Annotated in this window: 10 protein-coding genes; 4 read left to right on the top strand and 6 right to left on the bottom strand. The window is 60.6% G+C overall.

The genetic code is table 11. The features are described from left to right. The first annotated feature begins 20 nt into the window (after window positions 1-20). Window positions 21-1,943, top strand: a complete 1,923-nt coding sequence (locus CQ009_RS01190; RefSeq protein WP_105704667.1) for an acetyl-CoA hydrolase/transferase C-terminal domain-containing protein — start codon at window positions 21-23, stop codon at window positions 1,941-1,943. A 129-nt stretch (window positions 1,944-2,072) separates the two neighbouring features. Here the strand turns inward: CQ009_RS01190 and CQ009_RS01185 are convergent, their stop codons facing one another. Next, the gene (locus tag CQ009_RS01185; RefSeq protein WP_034152041.1) at window positions 2,073-2,645 is read right to left on the bottom strand and encodes a xanthine phosphoribosyltransferase; all 573 of its coding nucleotides are present in this window, start codon (window positions 2,643-2,645) and stop codon (window positions 2,073-2,075) included. A 58-nt stretch (window positions 2,646-2,703) separates the two neighbouring features. After that, window positions 2,704-4,713, bottom strand: a complete 2,010-nt coding sequence (gene rep / locus CQ009_RS01180) for a DNA helicase Rep (RefSeq protein ID WP_064116415.1) — start codon at window positions 4,711-4,713, stop codon at window positions 2,704-2,706. A gap of 263 nt (window positions 4,714-4,976) precedes the next feature. Between rep and CQ009_RS01175 the strand changes: the two genes are divergently transcribed. Next, entirely contained in the window at window positions 4,977-6,650 is a 1,674-nt protein-coding gene (locus CQ009_RS01175; RefSeq protein WP_064389544.1) for a bifunctional diguanylate cyclase/phosphodiesterase, read from the top strand. Between the two features lie 107 nt (window positions 6,651-6,757). Here the strand turns inward: CQ009_RS01175 and CQ009_RS01165 are convergent, their stop codons facing one another. Further along, the gene (locus CQ009_RS01165) at window positions 6,758-8,155 is read right to left on the bottom strand and encodes a NorM family multidrug efflux MATE transporter (RefSeq protein ID WP_105704666.1); all 1,398 of its coding nucleotides are present in this window, start codon (window positions 8,153-8,155) and stop codon (window positions 6,758-6,760) included. A 158-nt stretch (window positions 8,156-8,313) separates the two neighbouring features. Between CQ009_RS01165 and CQ009_RS01160 the strand changes: the two genes are divergently transcribed. Then, window positions 8,314-9,234 (top strand): LysR substrate-binding domain-containing protein, encoded by a 921-nt coding sequence (locus CQ009_RS01160; protein ID WP_064389542.1) that lies wholly within the window; start codon window positions 8,314-8,316, stop codon window positions 9,232-9,234. Window positions 9,235-9,423: 189 nt separating this feature from the next. Then, complete coding sequence (locus tag CQ009_RS01155; RefSeq protein ID WP_064389541.1) at window positions 9,424-11,400, top strand: methyl-accepting chemotaxis protein; 1,977 nt, start codon at window positions 9,424-9,426, stop codon at window positions 11,398-11,400. Window positions 11,401-11,506: 106 nt separating this feature from the next. Here the strand turns inward: CQ009_RS01155 and CQ009_RS01150 are convergent, their stop codons facing one another. From CQ009_RS01150 to CQ009_RS01140, 3 genes are read right to left on the bottom strand one after another with little or no spacing between them, the layout of a single operon-like run. Next, window positions 11,507-12,919 (bottom strand): VWA domain-containing protein, encoded by a 1,413-nt coding sequence (locus CQ009_RS01150; protein ID WP_105704665.1) that lies wholly within the window; start codon window positions 12,917-12,919, stop codon window positions 11,507-11,509. A 57-nt stretch (window positions 12,920-12,976) separates the two neighbouring features. Continuing rightward, the gene (locus CQ009_RS01145; protein WP_064389539.1) at window positions 12,977-13,483 is read right to left on the bottom strand and encodes a hypothetical protein; all 507 of its coding nucleotides are present in this window, start codon (window positions 13,481-13,483) and stop codon (window positions 12,977-12,979) included. A gap of 4 nt (window positions 13,484-13,487) precedes the next feature. After that, a complete protein-coding gene (locus CQ009_RS01140) occupies window positions 13,488-14,219 on the bottom strand; it encodes a hypothetical protein (RefSeq protein WP_064389538.1) in 732 nt (243 codons plus the stop codon). Window positions 14,220-14,231 lie beyond the last annotated feature (12 nt).

Below are 14,231 nucleotides of genomic sequence, written 5' to 3'. Positions count from 1 at the left end.
GAACGGGCAGGAGGCTTCAGATGGTGCAGTTGTGTTCGATCGAACAAGCAGTGGACGACGTGCTGGCGCGCTTGCCGGCGCATATCCACATGGGCATGCCGCTTGGCCTGGGCAAACCCAATCACTTCGTCAACGCGCTGTACCGGCGGATCAAAGGCCTGCCCGAGCGGCAGCTGACGATCTACACCGCGCTGTGTCTTGGCCGCCCTGCACTGGGCGACGGTTTGCAAAAGCGCTTCATCGAACCCTTCGTCGAACGTGTCTTCGGTGACTACCCGGAATTCGATTTCCTCGCCGACCTGCACCGCGACAGCCTGCCCGCGAACATCCGCATCGAACAATTCTTCATGCAACCCGGCAGCCTGCTCAACAGCGCGCCGGCTCAGCAGGATTACGTCAGCAGCAATTACAGTCATGCCGCCCGTGACATCAACGCTGCCGGGCTGAACCTGGTGGCGCAGTTGCTCGCCAGCAGCAGCGAACATCCGGATCGACTGAGCCTGAGCTGCAACCCGGACATCACCCTCGACCTGTTCCCGATGATCGCCAAGCGCCGCGACGCGGGCGAGACCATTCTGCTGGTTGGCCAGGTGCACACCGATCTGCCCTACATGCCCGGCGATGCCGAGGTCGACATCGACACCTTCGACCTGCTGATCGATGCAAAGGACAGCAGCACGCTGTTTTCTACGCCGAACATGCCGGTGGGCTTTCAGGATCATTTCATTGGTGTGCACGCCAGTACGCTGGTGCGCGACGGCGGCACGTTGCAGATTGGCATCGGTTCGATGGGCGATGCGCTGACCGCCGCGCTGCTCGCACGTCAGGCGGATAACGTCGGTTATCAGGCGTTGCTCGATGACATCAACCTTAGCCAATGGGCGCAACTGATCCACCGTGAGGGCGGCACCGGCCCGTTCGCCAAAGGCCTGTACGGTTGCAGCGAAATGTTCGTCAATGGCCTGCTGGTGCTGGCGGATGCCGGGATCATTCGGCGCAAGGTTTATCCCGATGTGCCGACCCAGGAACAGGCCAACGCCGGCACCCTCGACGAGGCCGCGCAGACTGACGGCATCTCGGTGCACGGCGGGTTCTTTCTCGGCCCGCGCAGTTTCTACGAGCGCCTGCGCGAGCTGCCGCAGAGCAAGCGCCTCGAATTCAACATGACCCGCATCAGCTACATCAACGAGCTGTACGGGCAGGAAGAACTAAAGCGCCTGCAACGTCTCGACGCGCGATTCATCAACACCGTGTTCACCATGACTCTGCTCGGCGCCGGTGTGGCGGATCAGCTCGAAGACGGGCGGGTACTCAGCGGTGTCGGCGGGCAGTACAACTTCGTGGCGCAGGGGCATGCGCTGCACGATGCCCGTTCGATTCTGATTCTGCGCAGCTGGCGCGAGTCGGGTGGCGATGTCAGTTCCAACATCGTTTGGGAGTACGGCCACTGCACGATCCCACGGCATCTGCGCGATATCGTCGTGACCGAATACGGCATTGCCGATCTGCGCGGCAAATCCGACGCCGTGGTGATCGAGTCGCTGCTGAACATCAGCGACTCACGCTTCCAGCAGGGACTTATCGAACAAGCGCAAAAAGTCGGCAAGCTGCCGAAGGATTTCCGCCTCGATCCACGCTTCGCCGACAACACGCCGCAGCGTTTGCAGGCGATCGCCGCACGGCATCCGAACCTGTTTCCGGAGTACCCGCTGGGCTGTGATTTCACCGCGATTGAACGGGATTTGCTGCGGGCGCTGAACTGGCTGAAGAGCAAATTCAAACTCACCGAGATCCTCGAACTGGGCAAGGCTGCCCTCGATGCACCAGAGGCATCGCTGTATCCCGAGCATCTTGAGCGCATGCAACTGACAAACCCGGAAGGCCTGAAAGAGGACCTCTTCCAGCGCCTGCTGCTCACCGGGCTGAAAGCCACCGCGCAATAACTGCCGGACCCAAAACAACTGTAGGAGTGAGCCTGCTCGCGATGGCGTGTTTCAGCCGACGAATATATCGACTGACACTACGCTATCGCGAGCAGGCTCACTCCTACAGGGGAGCTGCGGTGTTGCTGGTTATTCGATGAAGGTGACCACGCCACCCGTCAGCGATTTCACCCGGGCCAGCGATTCAACGCGATAGCCCTGCGAATCCAGTTCGGCGCGGCCGCCCTGGAACGATTTCTCGATGACGATACCCAGGCCGGCAACGGTCGCGCCGGCTTGCTTGATGATCGAGATCAGCGCCTGCGATGCCTTACCGTTGGCCAAAAAGTCGTCGATGATCAGCACGCGGTCGCTGCTGGTCAGGTGGCGCGGGGAGATGGCCACGGTGCTTTCGGTCTTTTTGGTGAACGAGTAAACGGTCGCCGACAGCAGGTTTTCAGTCAGGGTCAGGGACTGTTGCTTGCGGGCGAAGATCACCGGCACGCCGAGGTTCAGACCGGTCATGATCGCCGGAGCGATGCCCGAGGCTTCGATGGTGACGATCTTGGTGATGCCCGAATCCTTGAACAGCGAGGCGAATTCGTCGCCGATCAGCTTCATCAGGGCCGGGTCGATCTGGTGGTTCAGGAAGGCGTCGACCTTCAGGACCTGGTCGGAAAGCACGATGCCTTGTTCGCGGATTTTCTGCTGCAATGCTTCCATGAAGCTGTCCTCTTTTGGCGCTTTGTGCGCCGAAGGTCTAGTAAAAAAGTGGTCAATTCTAGCGCTTTAACATCGCGCGTATATCAGCCAATGCGCTGTTGCCGCGCACGACTTTGACTTCGGTCGGTGTGTCGTCGTTGCCTTCCCAGGCCAGATCGTCCGGCGGCAGCTCATCGAGGAAGCGGCTCGGCGCGCAGTCGATGATCTCGCCGTACTGCTTGCGCTTGGCGGCGAAGGTGAAGGCCAGGGTCTGGCGCGCGCGGGTGATGCCCACATAGGCCAGGCGGCGTTCTTCTTCGATGGTGTCGGCTTCGATGCTGGAGCGGTGGGGGAGAATTTCCTCTTCCATGCCCATGATGAACACGTAAGGAAATTCCAGACCCTTGGACGCATGCAGCGTCATCATCTGCACGCCTTCGGCACCGTCTTCCTCTTCCTGCTGACGTTCGAGCATGTCGCGCAGGACCAGTTTGCCGATGGCGTCCTCGACGGTCATTTCGCCTTCTTCGTCCTTCTCGAGGGTGTTTTTCAACGCCTCGATCAGGAACCAGACGTTGCTCATCCGATAGTCGGCAGCCTTGTCGCTGGAGCTGTTGGTACGCAGCCAGTTCTCATAGTCGATGTCCATGACCATGCTGCGCAGCGCCGAGATCGGGTCTTCGCCGGCGCATTGCTCGCGGACCTTGTCCATGAAGCGCTTGAAGCGCGACAGACGATCGGTGAAGCGGCTGTCCAGATGCTCGCCCAGACCGATTTCGTCGGTGGCGGCGTACATCGAGATCTTGCGTTCGGTGGCGTAGTTGCCGAGTTTTTCCAAAGTGGTCGAGCCGATTTCCCGGCGCGGCACGTTGATCACGCGCAGGAAGGCATTGTCGTCATCCGGGTTGACGATCAGGCGGAAGTAGGCCATCAGGTCTTTCACTTCCTGGCGGCCGAAGAAGCTGTTACCGCCGCTCAAGCGGTACGGCACCTGGTGATGCTGCAACTTCAGCTCGATCAGCTTGGCCTGATAGTTACCGCGATAGAGAATCGCAAAATCGCTGTACGGGCGGTCGGTGCGCAAGTGCAGGCTGAGGATTTCCATGGCCACGCGCTCGGCTTCGGCGTCCTCGTTGCGGCAGCGGATCACGCGGATCTCGTCGCCGTGGCCCATCTCGCTCCACAGCTGCTTTTCGAATTCGTGCGGGTTGTTCGAGATCAGCACGTTGGCGCAGCGCAGGATGCGACTGGTCGAGCGATAGTTCTGTTCGAGCATCACCACTTTCAAGGACGGATAGTCGTCCTTGAGCAACATCAGGTTTTCCGGCCGCGCGCCACGCCAGGCGTAGATCGACTGGTCGTCGTCGCCTACCACGGTGAACTGGTTGCGCTTGCCGATGAGCATTTTTACCAGCAGATACTGGCTGGCGTTGGTGTCCTGGTATTCGTCGACCAGCAGGTAACGCACCTTGTTCTGCCACTTTTCGAGAATGTCGGCGTGTTCTTCGAAGAGTTTTACCGGCAGCAGGATCAGGTCGTCGAAGTCCACCGCGTTGAACGCTTTCAGCGTGCGCTGATAGTGGGTGTAGACGATGGCGGCAGTCTGTTCCTTGGGATTACGCGCGTTCTCCAGCGCCTGAGGCGGCAGGATCAGGTCGTTTTTCCAGGCGCCGATCATGTTCTTGATCTCGTCGACGCCGTCTTCGCCCGCGTATTCCTTCTGCATGATGTCGGTCATCAGCGCTTTTACATCGGTCTCGTCAAAGATCGAGAAACCGGGTTTGTAGCCCAGCCGCGCGTGTTCCTTGCGGATGATGTTCAGACCGAGGTTGTGGAAGGTGCAGACCGTCAGCCCACGCCCTTCGCCGGCCCGCAGCAAGGTGCCGACCCGCTCTTTCATCTCGCGCGCGGCCTTGTTGGTAAAGGTCATGGCGACGATGTACTGGGCGCGGATGCCGCAGTTCTGGATCAGGTGCGCGATTTTGCGCGTGATCACGCTGGTCTTGCCGGAGCCAGCACCGGCGAGCACCAATAGAGGGCCGCCGACGTAGTTCACGGCTTCTTGCTGCCGGGGATTGAGTCGGGACATACGAAAATTCGGGAGTCGTTGACGAAATGGGCCGGCATTTTAACAGGCTCAGAGATTTGTGCTGCTCTGTCCGACTTGTGACGTACCACGCGATTCAAATTTGCCGGTTTTGTTACTTTCGCGGAGGATGCGCGGTGATTTTGCGGCTAATGTACTCATTCGTGACACAAAATAACGTTTCGATAACCGTTGTCATTTGGTCATTGGTCATAGCAACGGCATAATGCCCCCGCCCACATCATTGCAGAGTCTAGGGAGCTAGCTTGTCTACGCCTGTCGAACCCTTGCGTTTGCTGCTACTGGCCGAAGAGCCAGCGTGGACAGCGTTATTGCGTGAGTGTCTGGCTCCAATGGGCAGCGCGGCGGTGCTGATCAGCGCCCCGAGCTGGGAGTCGGTCAGCAGTTTGTTCGAAGACAACCGCCACGCGGTGTTGTTGACGATTCCGGCGTTGCAACCGGCACCCGGTCGTTGCAGCCTGCCGACGGTATTGCTGCTGGAACACGAACCGGACACCGCGCCGGTTGGCGTCAGTGACTGGCTGGTGTTCGACGCCCTTGACGCCGGCATGCTGCGCCGTTGCCTGCGCCATGTGCGCGAACGCGGCGTTCTCGAAAACACCCTGCAGCGCCTCGCCGAACAGGATCCGCTGACGGGCATCGCCAACCGACAGGGTTTTCAGACCTTGCTTGCGGCGCGCCTCGCGGAAAACGACGGCCGTGGCCTGGCCCTCGGCCATCTCGATCTCGACAACTTCCGCCATGCCAATGACGCCCTTGGCCATCAGGCCGGCGATCGCTTGATCCTGCAGGTGGTCGCACGGTTGAAAAGTCAGCTGGAGGCTGGCGATCAACTGGCGCGGCTGGGCAGTGACGAATTCGCCCTGTTGATTGATACCCGCCGCGCGCCGCAACGCGCCGAATGGATGGCCGAACGCATTACCGAAGCGCTCGCCGAACCGTATTGGGTCGATGGCGAAAGCCTGCTGATCGGCTCCAGCCTCGGCATCGCCCATGCTCGCGCACAGGCCGGGGCCGACCCGCTGATGTGGCATGCGCACATCGCCATGCAGCAGGCCAAGAGCACGCAGGGCTGCACCTTTCATATCTTCAACGAACGCATCAACCGCAATGCACGGAGCATGGCCGACCTCGAAAGCGAGCTGCGCCGGGCGTTGCGTCGCGATGAACTGGAGCTGCATTACCAGCCACGGTTGAATCTTGAGGACGGCCAGATTGTCGGCCTCGAAGCCTTGGTGCGCTGGCGTCATGGCGAGCGTGGCTTGCTGCCGCCCAGCGAATTCGTGCCGTTGGCCGAACAGAGCGGGCTGATTGTGCCGTTGGGTTACTGGGTGATTTCCCGGGCCCTGCGTGATATGCAGGCGCTGCGCGAACGCGGATTGCCGGCGCTGCACATGGCGATCAACCTGTCGTTCCGGCAGTTTCAGGACAGCCAGTTGTTGCCGACCCTCAGCCGCTTGATCGCTGAACGCGGTGTTGAAGCGCAGTGGCTGGAATTCGAACTGACCGAAACCGCGGTGATGCGCCGCAGCGATCTGGTCAAGCAGACCATGGATGCTTTGGGCCGCCTCGGTGTGCGTTTTTCGCTGGATGACTTTGGCACCGGGTTTTCCTCGTTCGTGCACCTCAACAGCTTGCCGATCACCTTGCTGAAGATCGACAAGAGCTTCGTCGGCGGCATGGAGCAGCGCGAGGAGAACCGCAAACTTGTGCACGCGATGATCAACCTTGCGCACAACCTGCATCTGGAAGTGGTGGCGGAAGGGGTTGAGACGCCGGAACAACTGGAATTGCTGCGCGGGTTTGGTTGTGATCAGGTGCAGGGTTATCTGATCAGCCGGCCGTTGCCGTTGGCGGAACTGGTTGAGTATCTGACCTTCGGCTCAAGCCAGCAGTCAGCCCTGGAAATCGTGAGCTGAACGCATAACCCTGTAGGAGTGAGCCTGCTCGCGATAGCGGTATGTCAGATAATCATGCACTGACTGATACAGCGCTATTGCGAGCAGGCTCACTCCTACAGGGGATCTCAGTCAGTCTGGGCGACTGTGTAAGGGTTCGAGGGCGCAGGCTCCAGCCGAATCATCCGCTTCATCTTCCACTCGAACGCCAGCGTCAAACTCACCGCCGCGCACGCCAGACCCAGCGCCAACCCCCACCAGACACCCGTCGGCCCCCAGTTCAAATGGAACGCCATCCACCACGCCGCTGGCGCACCAATCAGCCAATAGCAAGCGAGCCCGACCAGAAACGTGGTCTTAGCATCCTTGAGTCCACGAATGCAGCCCATCGCGATCGTCTGCGTGCCGTCGAACAACTCGAACCACGCCGCCACCGCCAGCAGACTCACCGCCAGCCGGATCACCTCGGCAAACGCCGGATCATTGTGATCGAGGAACAACCCGACCAACTGATTCGGCAACAGCCAGAACACCATCGCAAACCCCAGCATCACCACGGCGCCGAAGACGATCCCGACTCGTCCGGACATCCGCGCATCGCTCAATTGCCCCGCGCCGTAATGCTGGCCGACACGCATGGTGATCGCATACGACATGCCCGCCGGCACCATGAAAGCCACCGAAACGATTTGCAGAGCAATCTGGTGCGCGCCCAATTGCGTGCTGCCCATGGTGCCCATGCACAACGCCGCAAATGCGAACAAACCGACTTCCACCGCGTAGGTGCCGCCGATTGGCAGGCCGAGGCGCCACAGCTCTTTCAGGTACTGCCGGTTCGGCCGTGACAGGCCCGCGCGCAGCGGATAAGCGTCATACGCCGGGTGCCGGCGGATGTGCCACGCCAACGCGAGTGCCATGCAATTGGCGACGATCGCCGTGACCAGTCCGATGCCCGTCAGACCCATTTTCGGCAGACCGAACATGCCGGTGATCAGCGCGTAATTGAGAAGGAAGTTGGCCACCGTGCCGGCCAGGCTGATAACCATCACCGGCGTCGCCCGGCCAATCGCACTGGTGAAGCCGCGCAAAGCCATGAAACTCAGATAGCCAGGCAGGGCAAAGGGCAGGGCGATGAGGAATTGCCCGGCGGCGTTGACGTTGGTTTCAGTCTGGCCGAACAGCAGCAACACCGGTTTCAGGTTCCACAGCAGTAACCCGGCGCCCAACGCCATCAGCCACGCCAGCCACAAACCGGCTTGGGTCAGCCGCGCTGCACCAATGATGTCGCCGGCGCCCTTGCGAATCGCCACCAGCGTGCCGACAGCCGCAATCACGCCAATGCAGAAAATCGACACAAATGAATAGCTCGCCGCACCGAGACCGCCACCGGCCAACGCTTCCGGGCTGAGGCGCGCCATCATCAGGGTGTCAGTCAGCACCATCAGCATGTGCGCCAACTGTGAAGCGATCAACGGCCCTGCCAGCCGCAGAATGGCCCAGAGTTCGGTACGCACAGGATGCTGCATGGTCATCACCAGTCGATTTCAGAGGGAGCAGGAGAGCGTCGATTCTCGGCGTTTGGCATTTATTGCACAAAGGGATAAAAAGGATGAGTCGCATGAGTAATACTCATCCTGAGTAGAAACTGTCCATTTCGCTGTATCCCGCTGCAGGAGCCTTGTGCATGTCCCGTCGACTTCCTCCGTTGTATGCCCTGCGTGCATTCGAAGCCGCCGCGCGGCACAGCTCGTTCACGCGTGCGGCCGAGGAGTTGTCGATCACCCAGAGTGCGGTGAGTCGGCACATTCGCACGCTCGAAGATCACTTTGCATGCAAGCTGTTTCACCGCAGCGGTCGCCATTTGCAGCTCACCGAGTCGGCCCGGTTGCTGTTGCCGGGCATCCGTGAAGGCTTCGCAGCCCTGGAGCGGGCCTGTAATACCTTGCGCGCTGAAGATGACATCCTACGCATGAAAGCGCCGTCGACCCTGACCATGCGTTGGTTGCTGGCGCGACTCAGTCGTTTCCGCCACCTGCAACCAGGCAACGAAGTGCAACTGACCAGCGCCTGGATGGATGTCGATTCGGTGGACTTCAACGATGAGCCGTTCGATTGCGCGGTGCTGCTGAGTGACGGGCATTTTCCACCCGACTGGGAGGCCAGCCTGTTATTTCCTGAAGAGCTGATCCCGGTGGGTGCGCCGAACCTGCTCAATGATCAGCCGTGGGATCTGGCCCGGCTGGCGTCCACCGAATTGCTCCATCCGACCCCGGATCGTCGTGACTGGCGCAGTTGGCTGGAGCACATGGGGCTGTCCGATCAGGTTTCACTCAAGGGCGGCCAGGTGTTCGATACCCTCGAGCTGGGCATGATCGCAGCGGCGCGCGGCTACGGTGTGTCGATGGGCGATCTTTTGATGGTTGCCGAGGATGTCGCGCAAGGACGCCTGAGTCTGCCGTGGCCGACGGCGGTCGCCAGCGGACTGAATTATTACCTGGTGTGGCCAAAGACCCGTCCGGGAGGTGAACGTTTGCGCCGTCTAAGCGACTTCCTGCAAGGCGAAGTCCGCGCCATGGAGCTGCCGGCGGTTACGCGCTTGAGCTGAAACGTTCGAGCCGCCACAATGCCGGCCTTACGCCATACCCTCGCAATGCGCTCAAGTATTCGGCTTTGCCGCCGACTACGAGCAGATGGAACCGTCGTGCCGGTTTCATGAGGTCACCCCCATTATTAAAAAATTTCCGAGCATTGGCTGCGATCAGGGAGGATCCGGTAGCTCGGCCAGGAGCTGTCCATGTCTCAACCTCGCGCTCGGATCGCCTCGCAGCTGGGCCTCGCGCTCGCTGTGATACTGGCGATAGTCATCAGTGGCAGTACGGTGTTCGCCCTGCGTTCGCTGGACTCGGCCAACCTCGCCACCCGTGAAGAACATCTGGCCAGTGAGGCGCGGCTGCTGGCCGACCAACTGAGCACCTTCCACGGCACGCTGCGTGAAAGCACCCAGCGCTTGAGCGGGTTGTTCGAGAAGCGCTTCAGCGCGGGCTTGAGCATTCACCCAAGTGAGCCGGTGACAGTCGCCGGCACGCAGACCCCGGGCCTGCATCTGGGCAGCGAAGTGCTGAACAACAACTTCAAGGAAGTCGACGAGTTCAAGCAGATGACGGCCGGTGTCGCCACGCTGTTCGTACGCAGTGGTGAAGACTTTGTGCGGGTCAGCACCTCGCTGACCAAACAGGATGGCACCCGCGCCATCGGCACCTTGCTTGACCACGCTCACCCGGCGTACGCGAAGTTGATGGCGGGGCAGAGCTATGTTGGCCGTGCGTTGCTGTTCGATCGTTCCTACATGACCCAATACACCCCGGTGCGCGACGGCAGCGGCAAGGTGATTGCGGTGCTGTTCGTTGGTTTCGATTACACCGACGCGCAGAACGCCCAGTTCGACAACCTCAAGCGTTTCCGCATCGGGCAGACCGGTTCGCTGGCGCTGCTCGATGAGCAGAGCAAATGGCTGGTTGCACCGGCAGGTGTACAGGCGCTTGATCAAGCGATTCCAGTGATCAAGGATCTGGCGAAATCGCCGGGCAAAGGTCAGTTCTGGGGCGACAAGTCAGAAGATTTCTACAGCGTCGCGGTGCCGTTCGATGGCGGGCCGTGGTCGGTGGTGGCAAGCATGCCGAAAGCCGAGATCCGCGCGGTGACCTGGAGCGTCGGTACGCAACTGGCCATTGGCAGCTTGCTGGCGATGTTGCTGGCGGTCGGTTCGGTGGTCTGGTTGCTGCGCAGCAAGCTGGCGCCACTGAGCGATCTGGTACGTCAGGCCGAAGCCTTGGGTGCCGGTGATCTGAGCGTGCGCCTGAACGTGTCGAGCAATGACGAGATCGGTCAGCTGTCCCGCGCGTTCAACCAGATGAGCCAAGCCTTGTCGACGATGGTCGAGCACATCCGTCGCTCGTCGGAAGAGGTCAACAGCCGTGCTCAAGCCTTGTCCGGTTTGTCCGGCGGTGCCTACGAAGGCATGGAGCAGCAGTCTGGCGAAATCACCAGCATGGCCGGTGCGGTGGAAGAGTTCAGCGCGACCTCGCTGAACATTGCCGACAACATGGGCGCGACCCAGCGTCTGGCGCAGGAAAACGCCCAGCAGACGCAGATTGGCCGCAGCTCGATGGAAGAGGCATCGTCCTCGCTGGAGCAAATCGCTGGCGCGCTGAACAGCACCGCCACGGTGATCAACACCCTCGGCCAGCGGTCGCAGGAAATCGGCGGTATCGTCGGGGTTATCACCTCGATTGCCGAGCAGACCAACCTGCTGGCGCTCAACGCTGCGATTGAAGCGGCACGTGCCGGTGAACAAGGTCGCGGCTTCGCTGTGGTGGCCGATGAAGTGCGCAGCCTGGCTTCGCGTACCCGTCAGGCGACCGATGAAATTTCCAGCATGATTCACAGCATCCAGCAGGAAACCGGCAACGCGATCAGCACCATGGAGCAGGGCAATGTGCTGATGCAGGAAGGTCTGTCGCGTAACGCCAATGTTGCCTCGGCGCTGGCACGCATCGATGAGCAGAGCCGCTCGGCGGGTCAGCAGTTTGCCGCGATCACTACGGCGACCCAGGAACAGAGCAGCACCGCGACGTTGCTCAGCAGCAACTTGCAGAGCATTGCCTTGGCGAACAGTGAGCAGCGTGAGGTGGTGTCGAACCTTGCAGTCACCGCCAAAGAGCTGGAGAAGTTGGCGGCGGATCTGCGTTCCGAGGTTGATCGTTTCCGTTGATGCGCCGATGCCCTTGTAGGAGCTGACGAGTGCAACGAGGCTGCGATCTTTTGATTCTGAAAAGCAAGATCAAAAGATCGCAGCGTGCCGCAGCTCCTACACGCTGTCAGTTACATTTGGCGTTGCTCGAAACTTCCTTGCTCGCCAGTTTCAACTGTTTGGCCAGTTCGGCCGCGTTGGTGCTTGAGTAAACCCGGCCTCCGGTGTTTTTCGCAATGCACTGCGAAGGTCCGCCAGCGCCGATGTTCACCACGTTGACTCGCAACCGCGGCTGCTCTTGGGCAATGCGTCGGGACACTGCGCAGACGTCTTTCTGGCAACCGTCCTCACCGTCGACAAACATTACGATCACCGCGTCATTGTTACGCCCGTCCACGGTGCTCGCCGCTTTGGCCAGGCTATCGGCCAACGGTGTGCCTTCGTTGGGCACCAGGCCACGGATCCCGTTGATCAGGCGCTGACGATCGCCGAATTTGAACACCCCTTGGTCCGGCGTGCTTTCGCAACCGGCGAAGGTGATCAGGCGCGTATCGATCTTCGGATCCAGCGCGTTGATCATCCCTGCCAGCGAATCCTGAGCCACATTCATGCGGCTCGGCTTCTCGAAGATTTGCAGGGTCCGGTTGGGGTCCATGTACTTGTTGAGATTGTTGCCAAAAAACCAGTCTTCGTCAGCCTTCACCGCTTTGATGTTGAGCTCCATCGACCCTGATGTATCGAGAACCACGACGAATTGCGGGACCACCGCATTCGGTGCTTTTTTACGGCAGGCGAAGTTGTCCAGTGTCGGTGGCGGCGGGGCGACTACCACCGGTTTTGGCGGCGCAACGGGTGCGGGTTCAGGTACCGGAACAGGTTCCGGCTCGGGTTCTGGTTCTGGAACAGGTTCCGGTTCCACGACAGGCTCGGGCACCGGCTCTACCGGTTGTTCCACGGGCGCCACGATCGGTGCTGCCGGTGGCACCGCGACGACGACCGGTTCACGGTGCAGGAACCACCACAGCCACAACGCCAGTAGCAGCAACAACAGCGCCAGTAAGGCAGCGGCGATCCACCAGCCACGGCGCGAAGGTGGCACTACCGGCGCCAACGGCACGGGCGGCACCACCGGCGGCACGATCGGACGCGGCGGTCGCTGGTTCCAGCGCACCACCAGCGGCTCACCGTTGAGGCTGTAGAGCTTGTCCAGCTCCGGGCTGCCGAGCAGGCTGCGCAGATCATCCGCGACCCCGGGCTGCCCGCGTTTTTGCAATTCGTCGGCCAGTTGTTCGAGGGCGGTCTGGCGCACCTCATAGGTTTGCAGCAAGCGTCGCTGCGCGTCCTCATTGAGCTCGGCATAGGGCGTGGGCTGGCCACCCAGTTCGGTCCACCATTCCAGCACCTCGCCACTGCCCATCCGGGGGATGGCGAACAGGCTCGCGGTGGTGGGTGGAAAGTGTTTCTGAATGAGGGCGACTTTGGCCTGCAGCGCACTCATCCCCTCCGGTGTGGCGTGCGCATCCCTGATGACCCGCTGCATGACGACGATTCCTGAAAAAGCTGCAGGCCTGCGACGGCAGGCCTGCGGGGTGAACAGTTACTCTTCGTAACCGAGACTGAACTGCAACTGATTGACCTTTTTCTGCAGCGTTTTCAGCTGTTCCTGCTTGGCTGCCAGCGCCGCCGGTGAAGCCTTGGCGGTTGGCGCTGCCTGCGAAGCCTTTAGCTGCTGCTCGAGATCGGCAATCTGCTTCTGCACCGAGCCTTCATTACCGCGTCGGCCCTTGAGCGAAGTCAGCAACTTGCCCAGTGACTGGTTGAGCTCAGCCTGGGATTTCTGCTGGCTGGCCAGATCGAGTTTGGTGTTCAGTTGCTGGGCCTGGATGTTCTGGTAGACCTGTCGGAACATCGCGTTCTGCTGACGCGACTCGGTCAGCGCCTGCTCCTTCTGCTTGACCTGATCGCTGTAACCACCGGAGTAGTCACAGTTCATCTTGGTCAGCATGCTGCTATCGCGATTGGTCGCATCGCATTCGCCCGGCTTGGTGGCGCAACCGCCCAACGCCAGGATGGCGGTCAGGACCGCCAGCTGTTTTAGCGTCATGTGCTTAGCCCAGAGTGATCGCGGAGCGCTGGCTGTAGAGACCGTCGACTTCCTTCTGCAGGGCCGCGACTTTCTCGTTCATTTTCAGGATGTTCACGTCCACCTGCTTCATCTCGGCGCTGGCACCCTGAGCACGTTCGGCGTCAGCCACTTTGGTGTACTCGGTGACCTTGGTGCGCATGTTGCCGAGGTCTTTGCGCAGACGCGCGATGTTCTGATCGATCTCGGCGATTTGCGCCTGGGCCTTGGTCTTGTCGACCTTCTTGCTGGCGATGTCTTTCTTGATCTGGGCGATGCGTGCCTGATCGTCGTTGATCACCTGTTGCGCGGTCGCGGTACGGGCAACCACATTTTGCGTGTCCTGCTCGACATCGCTGTTCATCTTCGCCAGACGAGTCGTGGTGTCGGAGTATTCGCTGCGACGCTGATCCAGATAGTAGTTGGCGCCCATGGCCACGCCACACGCGGTGATACCGGCGGCGATGGCGCAAACAGCCTTGTTGCTGCTGTTGGACAGCGCGCAACCGAGGATACCGACGCCAGCACCCACGGCACAGGCCTGGTAACCGGACTTGCTGAAGAACTGCGCGTCACTGCCTTGGGTCAGACGTGGGTCAGCACCGTCGCTGCCGCCGAGCATCGAGCTGCCAGTATTGGCGCAACCGGTCAGCAGCAGGCTGCCGGTGACAACGAAAGCGATTTGTAGCTTGAAGCGAGTCCAGAGGCTGCGCGACATGGTGAAGCTCCT

The sequence above is a fragment of the Pseudomonas sp. MYb2 genome (assembly GCF_002979955.1).
Lineage (GTDB): Bacteria > Pseudomonadota > Gammaproteobacteria > Pseudomonadales > Pseudomonadaceae > Aquipseudomonas.
The sequence above is the reverse complement of the archived record's forward strand: the minus strand, read 5'-3'. Positions and strand labels throughout refer to the sequence as shown.

What these genes read in the sequence shown, in the direction of transcription:
- CQ009_RS01155 (WP_064389541.1), top strand. Translation starts at nt 9,424, where the DNA reads ATGTCTCAACCTCGCGCTCGGATCGCCTCGCAGCTGGGCCTCGCGCTC.
- CQ009_RS01140 (WP_064389538.1), bottom strand. Translation starts at nt 14,219, where the DNA reads ATGTCGCGCAGCCTCTGGACTCGCTTCAAGCTACAAATCGCTTTCGTT.
- rep (WP_064116415.1), bottom strand. Translation starts at nt 4,713, where the DNA reads ATGTCCCGACTCAATCCCCGGCAGCAAGAAGCCGTGAACTACGTCGGC.
- CQ009_RS01150 (WP_105704665.1), bottom strand. Translation starts at nt 12,919, where the DNA reads ATGCAGCGGGTCATCAGGGATGCGCACGCCACACCGGAGGGGATGAGT.
- CQ009_RS01190 (WP_105704667.1), top strand. Translation starts at nt 21, where the DNA reads ATGGTGCAGTTGTGTTCGATCGAACAAGCAGTGGACGACGTGCTGGCG.
- CQ009_RS01145 (WP_064389539.1), bottom strand. Translation starts at nt 13,483, where the DNA reads ATGACGCTAAAACAGCTGGCGGTCCTGACCGCCATCCTGGCGTTGGGC.
- CQ009_RS01160 (WP_064389542.1), top strand. Translation starts at nt 8,314, where the DNA reads ATGTCCCGTCGACTTCCTCCGTTGTATGCCCTGCGTGCATTCGAAGCC.
- CQ009_RS01165 (WP_105704666.1), bottom strand. Translation starts at nt 8,155, where the DNA reads ATGCAGCATCCTGTGCGTACCGAACTCTGGGCCATTCTGCGGCTGGCA.
- CQ009_RS01185 (WP_034152041.1), bottom strand. Translation starts at nt 2,645, where the DNA reads ATGGAAGCATTGCAGCAGAAAATCCGCGAACAAGGCATCGTGCTTTCC.